A 16,218-nucleotide genomic window follows, 5' to 3' on the forward strand; every position below is an offset into this window, starting at 1 on the left:
CACGGTCCTAGAGTCGTCACAACGGGCCACTTCCAACAGGGAGTTGGCGTTGCCGTCGGAACGGGACAACGAGGTGACGGGGGAATGGTCGAAAAGAATTCCGAGGAGTACGAGGGCTCGGCCCGCTGGGTCCTCGCCTGCGAACTCCAGCGGTTAAGGGAAGAGTCCGGCAAGTCACTCGCCCAGCTCTCCGAAGAGACCAACTACGACCGCACCTACCTACACCGCCTGGAGACCGGCGAACGGCTCTCCAAGCGCCCGGTCATGGAGGCCCTGGACCGGGTCTACGGCACGGGCGAGCTACTGGTGCGGCTGTGGGGGCTGGCGCGGCTGGATGCCTTCAAGGACAAGTACCGGGAGTTCATGGAGTGCGAGGCGAAGGCGACCATCATGCACAAGTACATGATGGTCATCCCGGGGATTTTGCAGACCGAGGACTACGCCCGAGTGGTGCTCTCCTCCGTGCCGTCGCTGCTCACGAATCCAGACGAGGTGGACGAGTTGGTGGCCGCACGCATGGGAAGGCAGGAGTTGCTGGGCCGCTCCCCGGCACCGAGCATTCGTGTCATCTTCGACGAGTCGGTGCTTCGGCGTCCTACGGTCGATCGCCGGATTTGGCACGAGCAACTCGCCCGCATCGCAAGTGCGGCGGAGGCGCCGAACCTGACGATTCAAGTGCTTCGGTTCGATGCCGGAGTCCACGACTTGATGGGCGGCTCCCTGTCGCTCCTGTGGATGGTGGATGGGAGCGGCGTTGCCTACCTGGAAGGCAACAAGTCGGGTGGCCTGGTCGAAGAGCCGGAGGAGGTCGCGAAGTACCGCTTGTCCTACGATCGGCTCCGAGATCTGGCGCTCCCGCCACCCGCTTCGGCGGCGTTCATCCAGCAGTTGGTGGAGGACAGCACACCATGAGGACGACTCCTGATTCGACTGTCATAGCGTGGCGCAAGAGTAGCTACAGCGATGGGGGGGACGGGAACTGCGTCGAGATCGCCGACGGCGTCCCTGGCGCCGTTCCCGTTCGTGACAGCAAGACCCCGACCGGTGGTGTGCTGCTGTTTCCGGCCGAGGCTTGGTCGGCGTTCATAGCCACCGTGAAGGCTGAGCATCTGAGCTGAGGACAGCAGGAGGGCCGCAAGTCATGAAGACGATCCTGAACCCGGCCGCCATCGCGTGGCGTAAGAGCAGCTACAGCAACGGCGGCGACGCCAACTGCGTTGAGGTTTCCGACGGTTTCCCTGGTGCCGTTCCGGTCCGTGACAGCAAGAACCCGACCGGTGGTGTGCTGCTGTTTCCGGCCGAGGCGTGGTCGGCGTTCATAGCCACCGTGAAGGGGGACGCATGGACTGGGGAACGCTTCTCGCGACGTTGAGCGGTGGGGTCATCGCGATCTCCGGGACCGTGCTCGCCGATCATCTGCGCCATCGTCACGAGGGCGAGCGCAGCAGCGAGGCCCGGCGGCGGGCGGTGTACATCGAGTTCATCACCGCCGCCGGGGTGGGGCATGCGCGGCTGCGGCAGATTGCCCAGAGCCCGGAGGCCGAGGCCGACCTTGCCGCCGCTGCCCGCGCGGCGCTGAGCGACGCAGGGATCCAGGAAGTGCGCGAGCGGCTGTTCATCGACGCGACGACCGACATCGCCGGCGCCGGGCAGGCGATGTTCGAGCGGCTGCGCGTTCTTCAGCGGGTCGTCGGTGAGGGTGCCCGGCAGACCTCGCCCGTGTTCCACGACGCCTACCACCCGTATCTCGACGCCGTCTGGGCCTATCGCGTGGCGGTGCGCGAAGAGCTGGAGGGCACGTCCTTCGGCCCCGCGGCCTTCGGGTGGGAGGAGTGGGACGGCACGGACCGGTGTGCGGTCTGCCGCCGTGAGGCGGCGGCCACCGGAGCCTGAATGCCGGGCCTTTGGAGGCCGCCGGTCGTGGGGAATCCCCACGTGGCAGGAGGAGCACGACGATGTCCGATGTCAATGTCCGCGTCCCTGTAGAAGCCAAGGACCGTCTTGCCGCGATCGCTGCCGCCGAGGGCCTGTCCCTGCGCGCCTATCTGACACGCCTGGCAGAAACTCTGCCGACCCCGGCTGAGCGTGCGGACCGCGCCGAGAGGGCTCGCACGGCGCTGAAGCAGTGGAACGGCTATGCCCCGACCGCTGTGGAGCAGCAGGACCTGGACGCTGACCTCGACCGGCGTCTGGCCCAGGCGACCGGCCGCTGAGTGACGCCCTGCACGTTGTCGCTGAGGGCGCCCGGCCGGCATCGGCCGCGTTCCACCGAAGCATTCCGGAAGAGAAATTGGCTGGATGATGTGCTGTCGACGCGAGTGCAGGAACTGTCACCTATGGTGACAGGTTGTCAAACCCTGGGGGAGCGGCGGACGGTGGCATTTTCAAGTCCAGGAAAGGGTTTGGCGTGTATGTGAGGCGCATATAAAAGGGGGAGTGGGGGAATTTTGTCGAATACTAAAGTTGATCCTAAGTCGCTGCGTGCGGCCGCGGTCCATGGCGAAGAGATGCAAGCCGGCACGGGAACTGCCGTGGGAAATCTAAGCGCACAGCATCAGGGCGTGCAAGGCCAGGCGGAGGGATTTCTATTCGCCGGAGAGCTGCTGAAGACCCATCAATCATGGCACGACAGGCTCAATGACGTAAGGGTAGAGTGCGGGGAGATCGCGCGATCTTTAAGTGCGTCTGCGGACAGTTACGAGAAGAATGACGAGAGAACCGCACGGTCATTCACTCGGAATTCCGGAAACGCGGCCGTAGTGGTCCGCCCCGCGGCGCAGAGTGCTGCTCGCCATGACAGCCCTTTTGGGTGATGTGTGATGCCTCTGACTGTGCGAAATCTCGAAGAACTGCGTTTTTCCGCTCTGGAAAGCGCGAAGGAGGAGTGGGCGCAGACTGCCCGCCGGTTCGGGGGGTACAGCGACCGGGCGGACACTCATATGGTCCGTCCGTTGAAGCGTGACTGGTCCGGGGAAGCAGCCGAAAAGGCGCAGAAGCGCATGAGCAGGCTGCACGAGAACTTTCAGTTCAGTAGCCAGGAATGTGCACTGATTCAGACGACCCTGGACGGGGCCATCACCGAACTTCGAGCCAAGCAGAAGATGCTCCATCAGGCATTGGACGAAGCCACCCGGAAGGGCTACAAAGTGGCTCCGACCGGTGAGGTCATATATGCCGATGAAGGCGATATACCCACGGGAGATCCTGACGCGGGACTGCCGGCGAAAGAGCAGCAGCGGCGCACTCTTGAGGAAGATATTTTCGCTGTCCTGCGCGATGCCGAAGAGATTGATGCCCGCTATCGCGTCGCTCTGATGAGACTGCGGGTGGGCCGGGGGCTCGCCGTAAACAGTCTGGAATCTCAGCGGGATGCCTCGAATATTTCCAAGATCGCCGGAGTGGCTGTTGGGCTTGAATCAACCCCGGGAAAGGGAACGGACCCGAAGAAGGTCCGGGACTGGTGGAAGGGGCTGAGCAAGGAGGAGCAGGAGGAGCAGATGGCGCTCAATCCGAGTGTCATCGGAAACCTCGACGGTATTCCCGCGAAGACTCGCGACAAGGCGAACCGTGTCAACCTTGACAGGATGATCGCCTGGTATCCGCCGGGCAGGCCTATGTCGCCAACTGTTGCGCGGCAACGTGAGGGATTCGAGGCGATCAGGAACCGTTTGGAGAGGGATTCCGGAAAGGTTCCGGAACCGCTGCTGCTCGGCATCGGGCCGGAGGGCCAGGGGCGGGCCATCCTGTCGTACGGAGATCCCGATACGGCGGATAACGTCGCTGCCTATGTGCCCGGGCTCAATACTCAACTCAGGGATGTCGGGGGTGAAGACGGGAACCGTGCGCGGAGCATCTGGGATTCGGCGAGGGACGCCGGGGACGGTAAGAAGACAGCCTCCATCGTCTGGTTGGGATATGACGCCCCGCAGGCAGGCACGGACAGGTTTTCTGAGAGCGATATTTCGGTCGCTGACCGCGAGCGGGGCCAACAGGGTGGTGCGGCGTTCGGCAGATTTCTCGATGGTGTCCAGACCACGCATCAAGGTGACCGTCCCCATGTGACAGCCATTGGTCACAGTTATGGTTCGTTCACGGTGGGGCAGGCCGCCCAGCGTGAGGGAGGAATTCCTGCGGACGACATCATCTTGGTGGGCAGTCCCGGAACTGGTGCCCAGAAAGCTGAACAGCTTGGGGTGGGAGCAGACCATGTGTGGGTAGGTGCGGCAGAGAGTGATCTGGTTACTCATGCTCCGAGTGACTTTGAACTCCTGCCCGGTGGGGCTATTGCACATTTGTTGGATCCGCATGAACTGCATTTCGGGCAGGATCCAGCCAGTGAGGAGTTCGGCGGGCGGAGATTCGATGTCGCACACGGTGACTCACCGAGTTCTCACTCGAATTACTTTGACGCGGACAAGGGCGGCAACTCGCTAGGGAATATGGGCTCGATTGTGGCCGGGCATCCGGAAAAGGTGACCATTCAGGGGAGGAGGTGAACGCGATGGGGCGACGGAAGATCCTCCTGGCAGTTGTCGGCGTAGTGCTCGCTTCCGCCTGTCTCGACGGCTGTTCGTTCAGTCGAGAGGAGGACCCCGAGCCGACCATGAAGGTGAGCGAGGCTGTCAAGCGAGTCGACTCTGTTCTGGGCGATGCGGTCAAGGCGGTACACCCTCGCCTTAAATGGCGGGATGGGCCGATCAGGACGACGGAACGCAGGAATTCATTCACGAATACCGCGAATGGTGAATTGACCGTTGGCAGGACTCGTCATCTGCGCACCAAAGTGTCGAAGCGAAAGCTTGCGGAGCTGCTGACCGTGGTCGATAAACGTTGGAGGGCAGCGGGGTTCAAGATGGGTCAGATGCACGCCGAAGTTCCTTCGCTTTCCGGCACGGCGTCCGACGGCTGCACTGTCAAAGTCTCGATGAGTGGCTTCGGCGAGGTTCGTTTTGATGCCGGTGTCGGTGCCGTATCTCCAGGGGAGGGGTTTCACCTCGATGGAGAGGAGGGTGACACCTTCCCCAAGGCGCCCGATGGCGGGCCCGATTACACACCGGACGTGCAGGATTCCTACTGGTCCAAGTGAGGCACACGCTGCTGCCCCGCATGCACGGCCACGTCACGAGGGTGTGGTGGCTCCTGATCGCCCGGGAGCCACCATCCCTGCATGGCGCGTTACTTCTCCGGATACCTCCGCGGCGTCCACACGATCTCCGTGCCGTCGTCGCGCCGTACCGCCTGGGTCTGGGAGGAGCCGATGATCAAGAGGGTGCGCATGTCGACCTGGGTGGGGTCGAGGTCGGCCAGGCGCACCGTGCGGACGGATTCCTCGGGGCCGCCGATGTCGCGGGCGAGGATGACCGGGGTGTCGGGGGCGCGGTGCTCCAGGAGGAGTTCGCGGGCCACTTCGTCACCTGCGGCAATAACAGCCATGCCAAGTCCGCATGTGCAATGACCGGTGCATCTTCCCGCGGTACAGCTGGTGCCGCGCCGCCTGCCGTCACCCTTTCGGACGCCTCCGTGGCGTACCTGTCACTTCCCAACGCACCCAAGATGACGATGGGCTCATCTCGGGGGCTCTGCATCGGCAGAGGGGTGTCTACCTGAGCTTGACTTGATGTGTCTAGTGTCATTGGACTTACACTGATGAAGTACCGGGATCTGATCAAAAAGATCAGTGACGCAGCCAAAGCCCAGGGTCTCGCCTTTGACCTCGTCCGTCAGAAGGGCAGTCACCAAACCTGGGTGTGCGGCAGCACCCGCGTCGTGATCCCCAAGCACACCGAAGTCAACGAACTCACTGGTCAGGGCATCTGTAAGACGCTCGAACCGGAACTCGGAGAAGGGTGGTGGCGATGACTTCCTACCGTGTCACAGCTCGCCGCGCGGGTGAATGGTGGGCCCTGGAGGTCCCGGACCTTCCAGGGGTGTTCAGCCAGGCCAAGCGCCTCGACAAGGCAGACGAGGCGGCCCGCGAGGCCATCGCCGTCATGCTCGATGTCGAGACCGAGGACGTCGAGGTGAGGATCGAGCCGGTGCTGCCGCGTGAGGCTGTCCAGGCCATCAAGGCGGCGGAGAAGGCCGAGAAGGCTGCCGAGGACGCGAGGAAGGCCGCCCAGAAGGCAATGCAGGAAGCCGCGGCCACCCTGACCGAGTCGCTGAGTCAGCGGGATGCCGGTCGGGTTCTCGGGGTTTCCTTCCAGCGCGTATCGCAGCTCCTGCGGGCCCGGCCGAGCGCTTCGGCGCCGAAGACCGCGGTCAAGGCGACGAAGGCCGGGCGGGCCCGCTCCGGTCACGACGAGCGTTCCGGCAGGCAGAAGCGTTCGCAGCGGGGCAGGGAATTGTCCGGATGACCCGTTAACCCCTGCCGGTAACCGCTGCCGGTTTCAGTTCTCCGGATACCTCCGCGGCGTCCACACGATCTCCGTGCCGTCGTCGCGCCGTACCGCCTGGGTCTGGGACGAGCCGATGATCAAGAGGGTGCGCATGTCGACCTGGGTGGGGTCGAGGTCGGCCAGGCGCACCGTGCGGACGGATTCCTCGGGGCCGCCGATGTCGCGGGCGAGGATGACCGGGGTGTCGGGGGCGCGGTGCTCCAGGAGGAGTTCGCGGGCCTTGCCGACCTGCCAGGTGCGGCTGCGGGAGCCGGGGTTGTAGAGGGCGAGCGCCAGGTCGGCGGAGGCTGCCGCGTGCAGGCGTTCGGCGATGACTTCCCAGGGCTTGAGGCGGTCGGAGAGGGAGATGACCGCGTAGTCGTGGCCGAGGGGGGCGCCGGCGCGGGCGGCGGCGGCGTTGGCGGCGGTGACGCCCGGGAGGACCCGTACGGGGATCGCGCGGTACGGGTCCTGGGAGGCGACCTCCAGGACGGCGGTGGCCATGGCGAAGACGCCGGGGTCGCCGCCGGAGACCACGGCCACCCGGCGGCCGCGGCGGGCCAGGTCGAGGGCGAGTTCGGCGCGTTCGGACTCGACCTTGTTGTCGGAGGCGTGGCGGCGCTGGCCGGGGCGCAGCGGGACACGGTCCAGGTAGGTGGTGTAGCCGACGAGGTCTTCGGCGGCGGCGAGGGCGCCGCGGGACTCGGGGGTCAGCCAGAGGGGGCCGGCCGGGCCGGTGCCGACGACCACGACTTCGCCGGGGAGGGCGGGGGTTGCGGCTGCCTCGCCGGACCTCTCTGGCGATGCGGCCGAGTCGGTGCGCCCGTCCGGCGATGCGGCCGCCTCTGAGCTGCCGGGCGACGCCGCCGCGGCCGGCGGCAGGTCCGCGATGCGGCTCGGGACGACGCTGACGGCGAAGTACGGGACCGTCTCGGCATCGATGTCCGACAGCTTCTCCGTACGCTCCCCGGACATCGTGGCGCGCTCGACGTACCGGGCCTCGGGGAGGCGGCCGGAGCGTTCCATGGCGCGGCGGACGGCGGGGAAGGTGCGGCCCAGCTTCATGACGACGGCGGTGTCGGTCGAGGCCAGGCGGGCGGTCAACTCCTCCTCCGGGAGCGTGCCCGGGAGGATCGTCAGGACCTCGTCGGCCTCGGCGAGCGGCTTGCCCAGGCGGGCCGCGGCGGCGCTGATGGAGGTGACGCCGGGGATGACCTCGGTCGGGTAGCGGTGCGCCAGCCGCTTGTGCATGTGCTGGTAGGAACCGTAGAAGAGCGGGTCGCCCTCGGAGATGACGGCGACGGTGCGGCCGGCGTCGAGGTGGGCGGCGAGGCGGGCCGCCGCCGACTCGTAGAACTCGTCCAGCGCGCCCCGGTAGCCGCCGGGGTGGTCGGTCGACTCGGTGGTGACCGGGTAGACCAGCGCTTCCTCGATGTGGTCGGGGCGCAGGTGCGCGGCGGCGATGGAGCGCGCGATCGAGCGTCCGTGCCGGGCACTGTGGTACGCGATGACATCGGCGCCGGCGATGACCTCGACCGCCCGGACCGTCATGAGGGACGGGTCGCCGGGGCCGAGGCCGACCCCGTAGAGCCGCCCCGGGCCGGCCGTCGCCGCGACGCTGCCGTCACCGGTTGCCTGCTGCTCGCTCACGCTCACTCTTCCTCGCTCGCCATGGCGTTGATCGCGGCCGCGGCCATGGCGCTGCCGCCACGGCGTCCGCGCACCACGAGGTGGTCCAGCTTCGACGGGTGGGCGATCAGCGCGTCCTTGGACTCGGCGGCGCCGATGAAGCCCACGGGTATGCCGATGACGGCGGCCGGGCGGGGCGCGCCGTCCTCGATCATTTCGAGGAACCGGAAGAGGGCGGTGGGGGCGTTGCCGAACGCGACCACGGCGCCTTCCATCCGGTCCCGCCACAGTTCCAGGGCCGCGGCGCTGCGGGTGGTCCCCGTCCGGGCGGCGAGTTCGGGGACCGCGGGGTCGGTGAGCGTGCACAGCACGTCGTTGTCCGCCGGGAGCCGCTTACGGGTGACGCCGCTGGCGACCATGTTGGCGTCGCAGAGGATCGGCGCGCCGGCGCGCAGTGCCGCGCGGCCACGGGCCACCACCTCGGGGGTGAAGGCCAGATCGCGTACCAGGTCGACCATGCCGCAGGCGTGGATCATGCGGACCGTGACCTGGCTGACGTCGGCGGGCAGGCCGGCGAGGTCCGCCTCGGCGCGGATGGTGGCGAAGGACTGGCGGTAGATCGTCGCCCCGTCCTTCTCGTAGTCGAACGCGGTCACTCTGGCCTCGGGGGTGTCGGGTGCGGGCGGGCTCGGGCAGTTCATAGGACTTCGGGGCAGATCATGGGGTTTCGGGGTGGTGCCGGGACTTCGGGGTGGCTCATGGGGCCGCGGGCGGGGGCGCCTTGGTGCGTGCGGCGGGCGGGGCGCTGCTCGGGGTACCGGTCGCGGCGGTGTCCGGGTCCACCAGTGCTACCCGGTAGCCCTCCGCCGTGGCCAGTACGTCGACCCAGGTGCCGTGCGGGTGGCCGCAGCGGCGTTCGCAGCCGGACCAGTAGACGGGGACGCCCAGGGGAGAGACGGGGGCGCCCTCGGGAGAGACGGGGACGCCCAAGGGTGGGGAGCCGGGGGGTGCTTCGTCCGGGACGGTCGTGCCGGCGGCGACAGCGGCCGTGGCGTCGGCGCGCACGTCGGTACGGGACTTGGCGCAGCCGGGGCGGCCCGTACAGGCTCCGAGGCGGTGCCAGGGGGAGGCCGGGTCGGTGATCAGGCCGGCGGCGGTGAGCTCCGCCAGGCGGTCCGGTGCCGTGGCGGCCGGCAGTCCGGGCAGGACGATGCCGCGCCACGGGGTGAGGCGCAGGGCGCCGGAGCCGTCGGCGCCGGCGATCGCGGTCAGCAGCCGCCACTGGGCCACCGATAGCCGGCCCAGCGGGGCCAGGACCGAGAGCGCCCGGTCGCCGTCGGGGCCCTCGACGATGCCGGGGGCGGCGGAGTCCGCGTACGGCGCGGTGGCGGAGTCCCCGTACGGCGGGGCGAAGGACGGGGCGTCCGGAGGGGAGGTGCGGGCGCCGGGTGCGGGCGCCCCGGCCACGTACGCGGCCTCGATGCCCGCCGACCGCAGCGCCTCGGCCACGTCCCGGGCCCGCAGCCCGTGCCCGTCCGGGAGTTCGCGGACCCGCCAGGCGCCGCTGCCGCTCGCCGCGGCGGCGGTCAGGAAGGCCTCGGCGGCGGTGAGCGCGGCGCGCGGTGCGTCCGGGCCGGCGATCCGCAGCGCCGCCGGATCGTCGCCGACCCGCAGCAGGGCGCCGCCCGCCGGGCCGGCCTCGTCCCCGGCCCGCTCTGCGAGCAAGCTCACATCCCCGCCGAGCGCCGCCACATCGCCCCGCCCGTCGTCCAGAACGAACAGGAAACGGCCGGAGAGGGCGGTCGCGGACTCGCTCGCGCAGAGCAGCGCGTCCAGCTCACGGGCCCACCGTCGCACGTCAGAAGGGGTGTGCCGGTCCAGGCCTGCCAGCGGCGAGGCGAGGATGTTGCGGATGCGTTCATGGCGTTCGGAGGGCAGCAGACCGGCGTCGCGCAGCAGCGCGGCGAGGCGGCCGCCGCAGTCCTCCGCCAGGCCGCGGAGCTCGGCGTTGCCGCGGGAGGTGAGGGAGAGGTGACCGTCGCCGAGCAGGTCCGCGGCGTCGGCCAGGGCAGTTGCCTGACGCACCGTCAAATCTCCGGCGGGCAGCCGGATGCGGGCGAGGTGGCCGTCGGCGGCCTGGTGCAGCCGCAGCGCTCCCGGGCAGGCGTCACCGCGGTCGCGCAGCGGCGGTGCGGCGGCCTGGGACCGTGTCGAGGGGGAGGGCGGCATGGCCGCGAGCATACCCACGGGGGCGGACGCCGATCCGGGCCGGATCCGGCCGGGCCCCTGGCCCGCCGCGTACCCTCCATCCGGCTCTCCGCCCGGCCCGCCGTGTGCTCTCCGCCCGGCCCACCGCCCGCCCGTTCCCCGTCCTGCCGCAGCCCGTCCCAAGGCCCGCTTACCCAGCCCGCCCCCACCCCTTACCATTCAGGTCGGTGGGTCGGCTGGCCCACCGGACGCCAGCGACGGCGCAGGGGCTGCGGCCCCGGGGAGGAAGCCCGGTGAGAATCCGGCGCGGTCCCGCCACTGTGAACCCGGCAGCTGCCGGGCGAGCCAGGAACTCCCGCCGTCCTTACGACCACCCGGGGCGCGGACACCCCGAGGAAGGCCTGCGCTCGCATGCTTCTGCTGCTGTCGACCTCCGACACCGACCTGCTCAGTGCCCGCGCGGCCACGGGCCCGGTGCCGTACCGGCTCGCCAACCCCGCCCGTCTCGACGTCGACGGGCTGCCCGCCCTGCTGGAGGGCTGTGACCTCGTCGTCGTACGCCTCCTCGGCGGCATCCGCGCCTGGGAGGAGGGCCTGGAGGTGCTGCTCGCCGAGGACCAGCACCGGCCGGTCGTCGTCCTCACCGGCGAACAGGCCCCCGACGCCCAGCTCATGGAGCAGTCGACGGTCCCGGTCGGCATCGCGGCCGAGGCGCACGCCTACCTCGCGCACGGCGGGCCCGCCAACCTCGGCCAGCTCGCCCGCTTCCTGTCCGACACGGTGCTGCTGACCGGCCACGGCTTCGAGCCGCCGGAGCCCGCCCCGAGCTGGGGCCCGCTGGAGTGGGAGCCCCGCAACGCGACCGGCCCGCTGGTCGCCGTGCTCTACTACCGCGCGCACCACATGAGCGGCAACACCGGCTTCGTACGGACCCTGTGCGAGCAGATCGAGGCGGCGGGCGGCCGGGCCCGCCCGCTGTTCGTCGCCTCCCTGCGCACCCCCGAACCGGAGCTGATCGAGGAGTTGCGGGCCGCCGACGCCCTGGTCACCACCGTCCTCGCGGCGGGCGGCAGCAAGCCCGCCGACGCCTCCGCCGGCGGCGACGACGAGTCGTGGGACGCGGGCGCGCTGGCCGCCCTGGACGTGCCGATCCTGCAGGCCCTGTGCCTGACCGGGCCGCGCAGCGCCTGGGAGGAGAACGACGAGGGCCTGTCGCCGCTGGACGCCGCCTCGCAGATCGCCGTGCCCGAGTTCGACGGGCGGCTGATCACCGTGCCGTTCTCCTTCAAGGAGGTCGACGAGGACGGCCTGCCGGTCTACGTCGCCGACCCCGAGCGCGCCGCCCGGGTCGCCGGGATCGCCGTCCGGCACGCCCGGCTGCGCCACATCCCGGCCGCGGACAAGCGCCTCGCCCTGGTGCTGTCGGCGTACCCGACCAAGCACTCCCGGATCGGCAACGCGGTCGGCCTGGACACCCCGGCCAGCGCCGTGGCCCTGCTGCGCCGCCTGCGGGCGGACGGCTACGACTTCGGGACCGAAGAGGTTCCCGGCCTGGAGTCCGGCGACGGCGACGAGCTGATCTACGCCCTCATCGAGGCCGGCGGCCACGACCAGGAATGGCTCACCGAGGAACAGCTCGCCCGTAACCCCGTCCGCATCCCGGCCGCCGACTACAGGCGCTGGTACGCGACGCTCCCGCAGGAGCTCCGCGACTCCGTCGAGGAGCACTGGGGGCCGCCGCCCGGCGAGATGTTCGTCGACCGGAGCCGCAACCCCGACGGCGACATCGTGCTGGCCGCCCTGCGCCGCGGCAATCTCCTGATCCTCATCCAGCCGCCGCGCGGCTTCGGCGAGAACCCGATCGCGATCTACCACGACCCCGATCTGCCGCCCTCGCACCACTACTTGGCGGCCTACCGCTGGATCGCCGCCTCCGCGGACGACGGCGGATTCGGCGCGGACGCCATGGTCCACCTGGGCAAGCACGGCAACCTGGAGTGGCTGCCCGGCAAGAACGCGGGCCTGTCCGCGGCCTGCGGCCCGGACGCCGCCCTCGGCGACCTGCCGCTCGTCTACCCCTTCCTGGTCAACGACCCCGGCGAGGGCACCCAGGCCAAGCGCCGGGTCCACGCCACCCTCGTCGACCACCTCGTCCCGCCGATGGCCCGCGCCGAGTCCTACGGCGACATCGCGCGCCTGGAGCAGCTGCTCGACGAGTACGCGGCGATCTCCGCGATGGACCCGGCCAAGCTGCCCGCGATCCGCGCCCAGATCTGGACGCTGATCCAGGCCGCCAAGCTCGACCACGACCTGGGGATGGACGAGCGCCCCGACGACGACGGCTTCGACGACTTCCTGCTGCACGTCGACGGCTGGCTGTGCGAGGTCAAGGACGCCCAGATCCGCGACGGTCTGCACGTCCTGGGCGGCGCCCCGGCCGGTGAGGCGCGCGTCAACCTCGTCCTGTCCATCCTCCGCGCCCGCCAGATCTGGGGCGGTACCTCCGCCCTGCCCGGTCTGCGGGAGGCGCTGGGTCTCGACGAGTCCGCGGCCACCCGGACGACCGCCGACGCGGCCGAGGAGACCGCCCGCGGCCTGGTCCAGGCGATGGAGGACGCGGGCTGGGACCCGGCGGCGGTGCCCGCTGTCGCCGAGGGGCACCCGTCCGCGGTCGCCGACATCCTCGACTTCGCGGCCCGCCAGGTCGTCCCGCGCCTCGCCGCCACCACCGACGAGATCGACCACGCGGTGCACGCGCTGAACGGCGGCTTCGTGCCGGCCGGGCCCTCGGGATCCCCGCTGCGCGGCCTGGTCAACGTCCTGCCGACGGGCCGGAACTTCTACTCCGTCGACCCCAAGGCCGTCCCCTCCCGCCTCGCCTGGGAGACCGGCCAGGCGCTCGCCGACTCCCTGCTGGAGCGCTACCGCACCGACAACGGCGACTGGCCGCAGTCGGTCGGGCTGTCCCTGTGGGGCACCAGCGCGATGCGGACCAGCGGCGACGATGTGGCCGAGGCCCTGGCCCTGCTGGGGGTCCGCCCCGTATGGGACGACGCCTCGCGCCGGGTCAACGGCCTGGAGCCGATCGACCTCGCCGAGCTCGGCCGCCCCCGCATCGATGTCACCCTGCGCATCTCCGGCTTCTTCCGCGATGCGTTCCCGCACGTCATCGGCCTGCTCGACGACGCCGTACGGCTGGTCGCCGGTCTGGACGAGCCCGCGGAGTCCAACTTCGTGCGCGCCCACGCCCAGGCCGACCTGGCCGAGCACGGTGACGAGCGGCGCGCCACCACCCGCATCTTCGGCTCCCGCCCGGGGACGTACGGCGCGGGTCTGCTCCAGCTGATCGACTCCCGTGACTGGCGCACCGACGCCGACCTCGCCGAGGTCTACACCGTCTGGGGCGGCTACGCCTACGGCCGCGGCCTCGAAGGCCGCCCGGCCCGGGACGAGATGGAGACCGCCTACAAGCGCATCGCGGTCGCCGCGAAGAACACCGACACCCGCGAGCACGACATCGCGGACTCCGACGACTACTTCCAGTACCACGGCGGCATGGTCGCCACCGTCAAGGCGCTCAAGGGCAAGGCCCCCGAGGCGTACATCGGGGACTCCACCCGCCCCGAGACGGTCCGCACCCGCACCCTGGTCGAGGAGACCTCCCGGGTCTTCCGCGCCCGGGTGGTCAACCCCCGCTGGATCGAGGCGATGCGCCGCCACGGCTACAAGGGCGCCTTCGAACTCGCCGCGACCGTGGACTACTTGTTCGGCTACGACGCCACCACGGGCGTGGTCGCCGACTGGATGTACGACAAGCTCGCCCAGACCTACGTCCTCGACCCCGAGAACCGCGACTTCCTCCAGGAAGCCAACCCCTGGGCCCTGCACGGCATCGCCGAACGCCTCCTGGAGGCCGAGTCCCGCGGGATGTGGGAGAAGCCGGACGCCGAGACGCTGGCGGCGCTGCGGCAGGCGTTCCTGGAGACCGAAGGGGAGCTGGAGGGGGAGGACTGACGGACGCCGGCCCGGCGGTCTTGCCCGCGGCGGGCCCGGCACCGGCCGCGGGGCGAACCCCGCGGCCGGGGTGCGGCAAGCCCCAGGTGCGGGCCGCCGGGGCCGGTGCGAGGATTTTTCGTGGGGGCGGTTCCTGTGCTGCTCACGGGGCGGAACGAGGAGGCTTCCGGTGACTGCCACGAAGACATGGAACGCCGAGATCAGCATCACCGAGACCGGGGGCGAGGTCCGGGCCGAGGCCCGGCTGCGCGGCAAGGAGGACGGGCAGATGGTGGGCCAGGGGGAGGCCCGTTGCAATCCCGCCGACGAGAACGTCCCGGCCATCGGGGACGAGCTGGCGGTGGCCCGGGCGATGTCGGATCTGAGCCATCAGCTGGTGCAGCGCGCCGCGCACGACATCGAGGTGCATACGGCCCGGCCGGTGGAACGCCTGCGCTTCTGAGGACACCGGCCGGCAGGGCGGAGGTGCGGCTGTGCGCGGCCGCCCCGGGGGACCGTGCGGCCGCGGTCCTCCCTGAGGAGAGCCCCCGGAAGCCCCCTTACGGCATCCCGGCCGGTTACGGCATCCCGGCCGGTCACGGCATCTCCGCCGGGAAGTCCGGTCCGATCGTCAGCGTCACCGCGCCCGGTGCCGCGCCGGCCGACTCCGTGGCCTTGATGCCGGGGAGGCGGGACGACAGCACCTCGCTCTGCGTCTTGAGCGCGGCCGGGTAGCTGACGGTGGTCTTGTCCGTCGCCGGGGCGTTGCCGGTGCCGACGACGGTGAAGCCGAGCCCCCGCAGCTGGCCGGCGGCGGAGGCGGCCCGGCCGGGTACGCCGGTGCCGTTGAGGACGCGGACCCGCACGGCGTGGGCGGTCACCGGGTTCTTCGCGGCCTCGGCGAGCTGCTGCTTTCCGGCGGCGCCGATCTCGCGGTCGTGCGCCAGGTCGCTGAAGAGCCGGCCGGCCTGCGGGTACTGCCAGACGACATTGGCCTTGTCGGTGGGGACATCGGCCTCGCGGTAGTAGTTGGGGACGGTCAGGAAGGTGAGACGGTCGGTGGGGATGTCCTTGACGGTCGCGGCCAGGTCGTAGAGCGGCTTGATTCCGGCCAGGTCCTTGTCGGTGGTGAGGGACTTGGTGGCCGAGTTCAGGAAGTCGTAGAGCTCGCCGGGGCTGGTGAGCTTGGACTGGGCCTTGGCGCCCAGGGCCTTCATGAATTCCTGCTGGCGGCCGATGCGGCCGAGGTCGGAGCCGTCGCCGACGCTGTAGCGGGTGCGGACGTAGCCGAGCGCCTTCTCGTCCCGGACGTTCTGGCAGCCCGCGTCCATGTCGAGGTGGGCCTTCTTGTCGTGGATGGCGTGCTTGGGGCAGACCTCTATGCCGCCGAGCGCGTTGACCATGCCCTTGAAGCCCTGGAAGTCGACCGAGGTGAAGTGGTCGATGCGCAGTCCGGTGTTCTTCTCGACGGTCTTGATGGTGCAGGCCGCGGCCTTGCGGATGTCGCCGGAGTCACCGCCGATCGAGAACGCCTCGTTGATCTTGAAGTGGTGCGGGGACGACTTCGAGCCGTTGCCCCGGGTGCAGGCGGGGATCTGCACCCAGGAGTCCCGGGGAAAGGACAGCGCGGTGGCCCACTTACGGTCCGCGGCGATGTGCAGCACCATCAGCGTGTCCGACTGCATGGTGGTGAGGTTCCTGCCGTACTTGGCGTTGGCACCCGCGCGGCTGTCGGAGCCGACGACCAGGATGTTCTTGGAGCCGGGGCTGAGGTTGACCGGCCGGGCGCCGTCGACCCCGATGTCCACGCCGTGGATGTTGCCGTCCAGGTGCTGGTAGACCCACGCCCCGACACCGGCCGTGCCGAGCAGCAGCACGCCGAGCACGCCGCCGGTCCAGGCGAGGACGCGGCCGCGGCGGGTCATCCGCAGCCTGCCCTTACCGGCCGCGGGACCGGCGCCGTCGCCGGTGGTACGGGACCTTCTGCCGCCGGCACGCGACGTGCCGGCGGTGC

Annotated in this window: 15 protein-coding genes, 1 pseudogene and 1 riboswitch; of the genes and pseudogenes, 11 read left to right on the forward strand and 5 right to left on the reverse strand. The window is 70.0% G+C overall.

The genetic code is table 11. The features are described 5' to 3' along the window. Window positions 1-84 precede the first annotated feature (84 nt). From ABZ851_RS02985 to ABZ851_RS03015, 7 genes are all read left to right on the forward strand, one after another. A complete protein-coding gene (locus ABZ851_RS02985; protein ID WP_361121208.1) occupies window positions 85-912 on the forward strand; it encodes a helix-turn-helix transcriptional regulator in 828 nt (275 codons plus the stop codon). Then, complete coding sequence (locus ABZ851_RS02990) at window positions 909-1,118, forward strand: DUF397 domain-containing protein (protein WP_361121211.1); 210 nt, start codon at window positions 909-911, stop codon at window positions 1,116-1,118. Before ABZ851_RS02985 ends, ABZ851_RS02990 begins: the two co-directional genes overlap by 4 nt. Before the next feature lie 23 nt (window positions 1,119-1,141). After that, window positions 1,142-1,372 (forward strand): DUF397 domain-containing protein, encoded by a 231-nt coding sequence (locus ABZ851_RS02995; protein ID WP_361121214.1) that lies wholly within the window; start codon window positions 1,142-1,144, stop codon window positions 1,370-1,372. Continuing rightward, window positions 1,342-1,893, forward strand: coding sequence for a CchlQ (locus tag ABZ851_RS03000; RefSeq protein ID WP_361121217.1), 552 nt, complete (start codon window positions 1,342-1,344; stop codon window positions 1,891-1,893). The genes ABZ851_RS02995 and ABZ851_RS03000 overlap by 31 nt, the downstream gene beginning before the upstream one ends. Before the next feature lie 62 nt (window positions 1,894-1,955). Beyond that, window positions 1,956-2,213: a hypothetical protein gene (locus ABZ851_RS03005; protein ID WP_361121220.1), complete on the forward strand. Its 258-nt coding sequence runs from the start codon at window positions 1,956-1,958 to the stop codon at window positions 2,211-2,213. 618 nt (window positions 2,214-2,831) lie between these two features. Continuing rightward, a complete protein-coding gene (locus tag ABZ851_RS03010) occupies window positions 2,832-4,496 on the forward strand; it encodes an alpha/beta hydrolase (protein WP_361121223.1) in 1,665 nt (554 codons plus the stop codon). A gap of 5 nt (window positions 4,497-4,501) precedes the next feature. Beyond that, on the forward strand, window positions 4,502-5,086 hold the full coding sequence (locus ABZ851_RS03015; RefSeq protein WP_361121226.1) for a hypothetical protein: 585 nt from the start codon (window positions 4,502-4,504) through the stop codon (window positions 5,084-5,086). An 89-nt stretch (window positions 5,087-5,175) separates the two neighbouring features. On the opposite strand, the pseudogene ABZ851_RS03020 reads toward ABZ851_RS03015, so the two are convergent. Further along, window positions 5,176-5,403, reverse strand: a pseudogene (locus ABZ851_RS03020) (precorrin-3B C(17)-methyltransferase); the annotation flags it as partial. A 243-nt stretch (window positions 5,404-5,646) separates the two neighbouring features. On the opposite strand from ABZ851_RS03020, the gene ABZ851_RS03025 reads away from it, so the two are divergent. Further along, window positions 5,647-5,859: a type II toxin-antitoxin system HicA family toxin gene (locus ABZ851_RS03025; protein ID WP_361121229.1), complete on the forward strand. Its 213-nt coding sequence runs from the start codon at window positions 5,647-5,649 to the stop codon at window positions 5,857-5,859. Continuing rightward, a complete protein-coding gene (locus tag ABZ851_RS03030; RefSeq protein ID WP_361121232.1) occupies window positions 5,856-6,353 on the forward strand; it encodes a type II toxin-antitoxin system HicB family antitoxin in 498 nt (165 codons plus the stop codon). The genes ABZ851_RS03025 and ABZ851_RS03030 overlap by 4 nt, the downstream gene beginning before the upstream one ends. A gap of 33 nt (window positions 6,354-6,386) precedes the next feature. Here the strand turns inward: ABZ851_RS03030 and ABZ851_RS03035 are convergent, their stop codons facing one another. From ABZ851_RS03035 to cobG, 3 genes are read right to left on the reverse strand one after another with little or no spacing between them, the layout of a single operon-like run. Beyond that, window positions 6,387-8,030, reverse strand: a complete 1,644-nt coding sequence (locus ABZ851_RS03035) for a precorrin-2 C(20)-methyltransferase (RefSeq protein ID WP_361121235.1) — start codon at window positions 8,028-8,030, stop codon at window positions 6,387-6,389. Then, complete coding sequence (locus tag ABZ851_RS03040; protein WP_336047415.1) at window positions 8,027-8,704, reverse strand: precorrin-8X methylmutase; 678 nt, start codon at window positions 8,702-8,704, stop codon at window positions 8,027-8,029. The genes ABZ851_RS03035 and ABZ851_RS03040 overlap by 4 nt, the downstream gene beginning before the upstream one ends. A 55-nt stretch (window positions 8,705-8,759) precedes the next feature. Beyond that, window positions 8,760-10,232 (reverse strand): precorrin-3B synthase, encoded by a 1,473-nt coding sequence (gene cobG / locus ABZ851_RS03045; protein ID WP_361121238.1) that lies wholly within the window; start codon window positions 10,230-10,232, stop codon window positions 8,760-8,762. Window positions 10,233-10,493: 261 nt separating this feature from the next. After that, a riboswitch (cobalamin riboswitch) is annotated at window positions 10,494-10,566 on the forward strand. Between the two features lie 56 nt (window positions 10,567-10,622). Here cobG and cobN point away from each other — a divergent pair. Both cobN and ABZ851_RS03055 read left to right on the forward strand, forming a co-directional pair. Further along, entirely contained in the window at window positions 10,623-14,225 is a 3,603-nt protein-coding gene (cobN, locus tag ABZ851_RS03050) for a cobaltochelatase subunit CobN (protein ID WP_361121241.1), read from the forward strand. A 169-nt stretch (window positions 14,226-14,394) separates the two neighbouring features. Then, window positions 14,395-14,667 carry a DUF1876 domain-containing protein gene (locus ABZ851_RS03055; protein ID WP_336047412.1) on the forward strand — a complete coding sequence of 91 codons (273 nt, stop codon included), beginning with the start codon at window positions 14,395-14,397 and terminating at the stop codon, window positions 14,665-14,667. A 133-nt stretch (window positions 14,668-14,800) separates the two neighbouring features. Here the strand turns inward: ABZ851_RS03055 and ABZ851_RS03060 are convergent, their stop codons facing one another. Continuing rightward, the gene (locus ABZ851_RS03060) at window positions 14,801-16,129 is read right to left on the reverse strand and encodes an LCP family protein (protein ID WP_361121803.1); all 1,329 of its coding nucleotides are present in this window, start codon (window positions 16,127-16,129) and stop codon (window positions 14,801-14,803) included. Window positions 16,130-16,218 lie beyond the last annotated feature (89 nt).

Origin of the sequence: Streptomyces sp. NPDC047049 (assembly GCF_040643995.1) — a bacterium.
GTDB lineage: Bacteria > Actinomycetota > Actinomycetes > Streptomycetales > Streptomycetaceae > Streptomyces > Streptomyces mooreae.

Coding starts and splice junctions, on each gene's coding strand:
- ABZ851_RS03030 (WP_361121232.1), top strand. CDS start 5,856: ATGACTTCCTACCGTGTCACAGCTCGCCGCGCGGGTGAATGGTGGGCC.
- cobN (WP_361121241.1), top strand. CDS start 10,623: ATGCTTCTGCTGCTGTCGACCTCCGACACCGACCTGCTCAGTGCCCGC.
- ABZ851_RS02990 (WP_361121211.1), top strand. CDS start 909: ATGAGGACGACTCCTGATTCGACTGTCATAGCGTGGCGCAAGAGTAGC.
- ABZ851_RS03005 (WP_361121220.1), top strand. CDS start 1,956: ATGTCCGATGTCAATGTCCGCGTCCCTGTAGAAGCCAAGGACCGTCTT.
- ABZ851_RS03040 (WP_336047415.1), bottom strand. CDS start 8,704: ATGAACTGCCCGAGCCCGCCCGCACCCGACACCCCCGAGGCCAGAGTG.
- ABZ851_RS02985 (WP_361121208.1), top strand. CDS start 85: ATGGTCGAAAAGAATTCCGAGGAGTACGAGGGCTCGGCCCGCTGGGTC.
- ABZ851_RS03025 (WP_361121229.1), top strand. CDS start 5,647: ATGAAGTACCGGGATCTGATCAAAAAGATCAGTGACGCAGCCAAAGCC.
- ABZ851_RS03060 (WP_361121803.1), bottom strand. CDS start 16,129: ATGACCCGCCGCGGCCGCGTCCTCGCCTGGACCGGCGGCGTGCTCGGC.
- ABZ851_RS03000 (WP_361121217.1), top strand. CDS start 1,342: ATGGACTGGGGAACGCTTCTCGCGACGTTGAGCGGTGGGGTCATCGCG.
- ABZ851_RS03015 (WP_361121226.1), top strand. CDS start 4,502: ATGGGGCGACGGAAGATCCTCCTGGCAGTTGTCGGCGTAGTGCTCGCT.
- cobG (WP_361121238.1), bottom strand. CDS start 10,232: ATGCCGCCCTCCCCCTCGACACGGTCCCAGGCCGCCGCACCGCCGCTG.
- ABZ851_RS02995 (WP_361121214.1), top strand. CDS start 1,142: ATGAAGACGATCCTGAACCCGGCCGCCATCGCGTGGCGTAAGAGCAGC.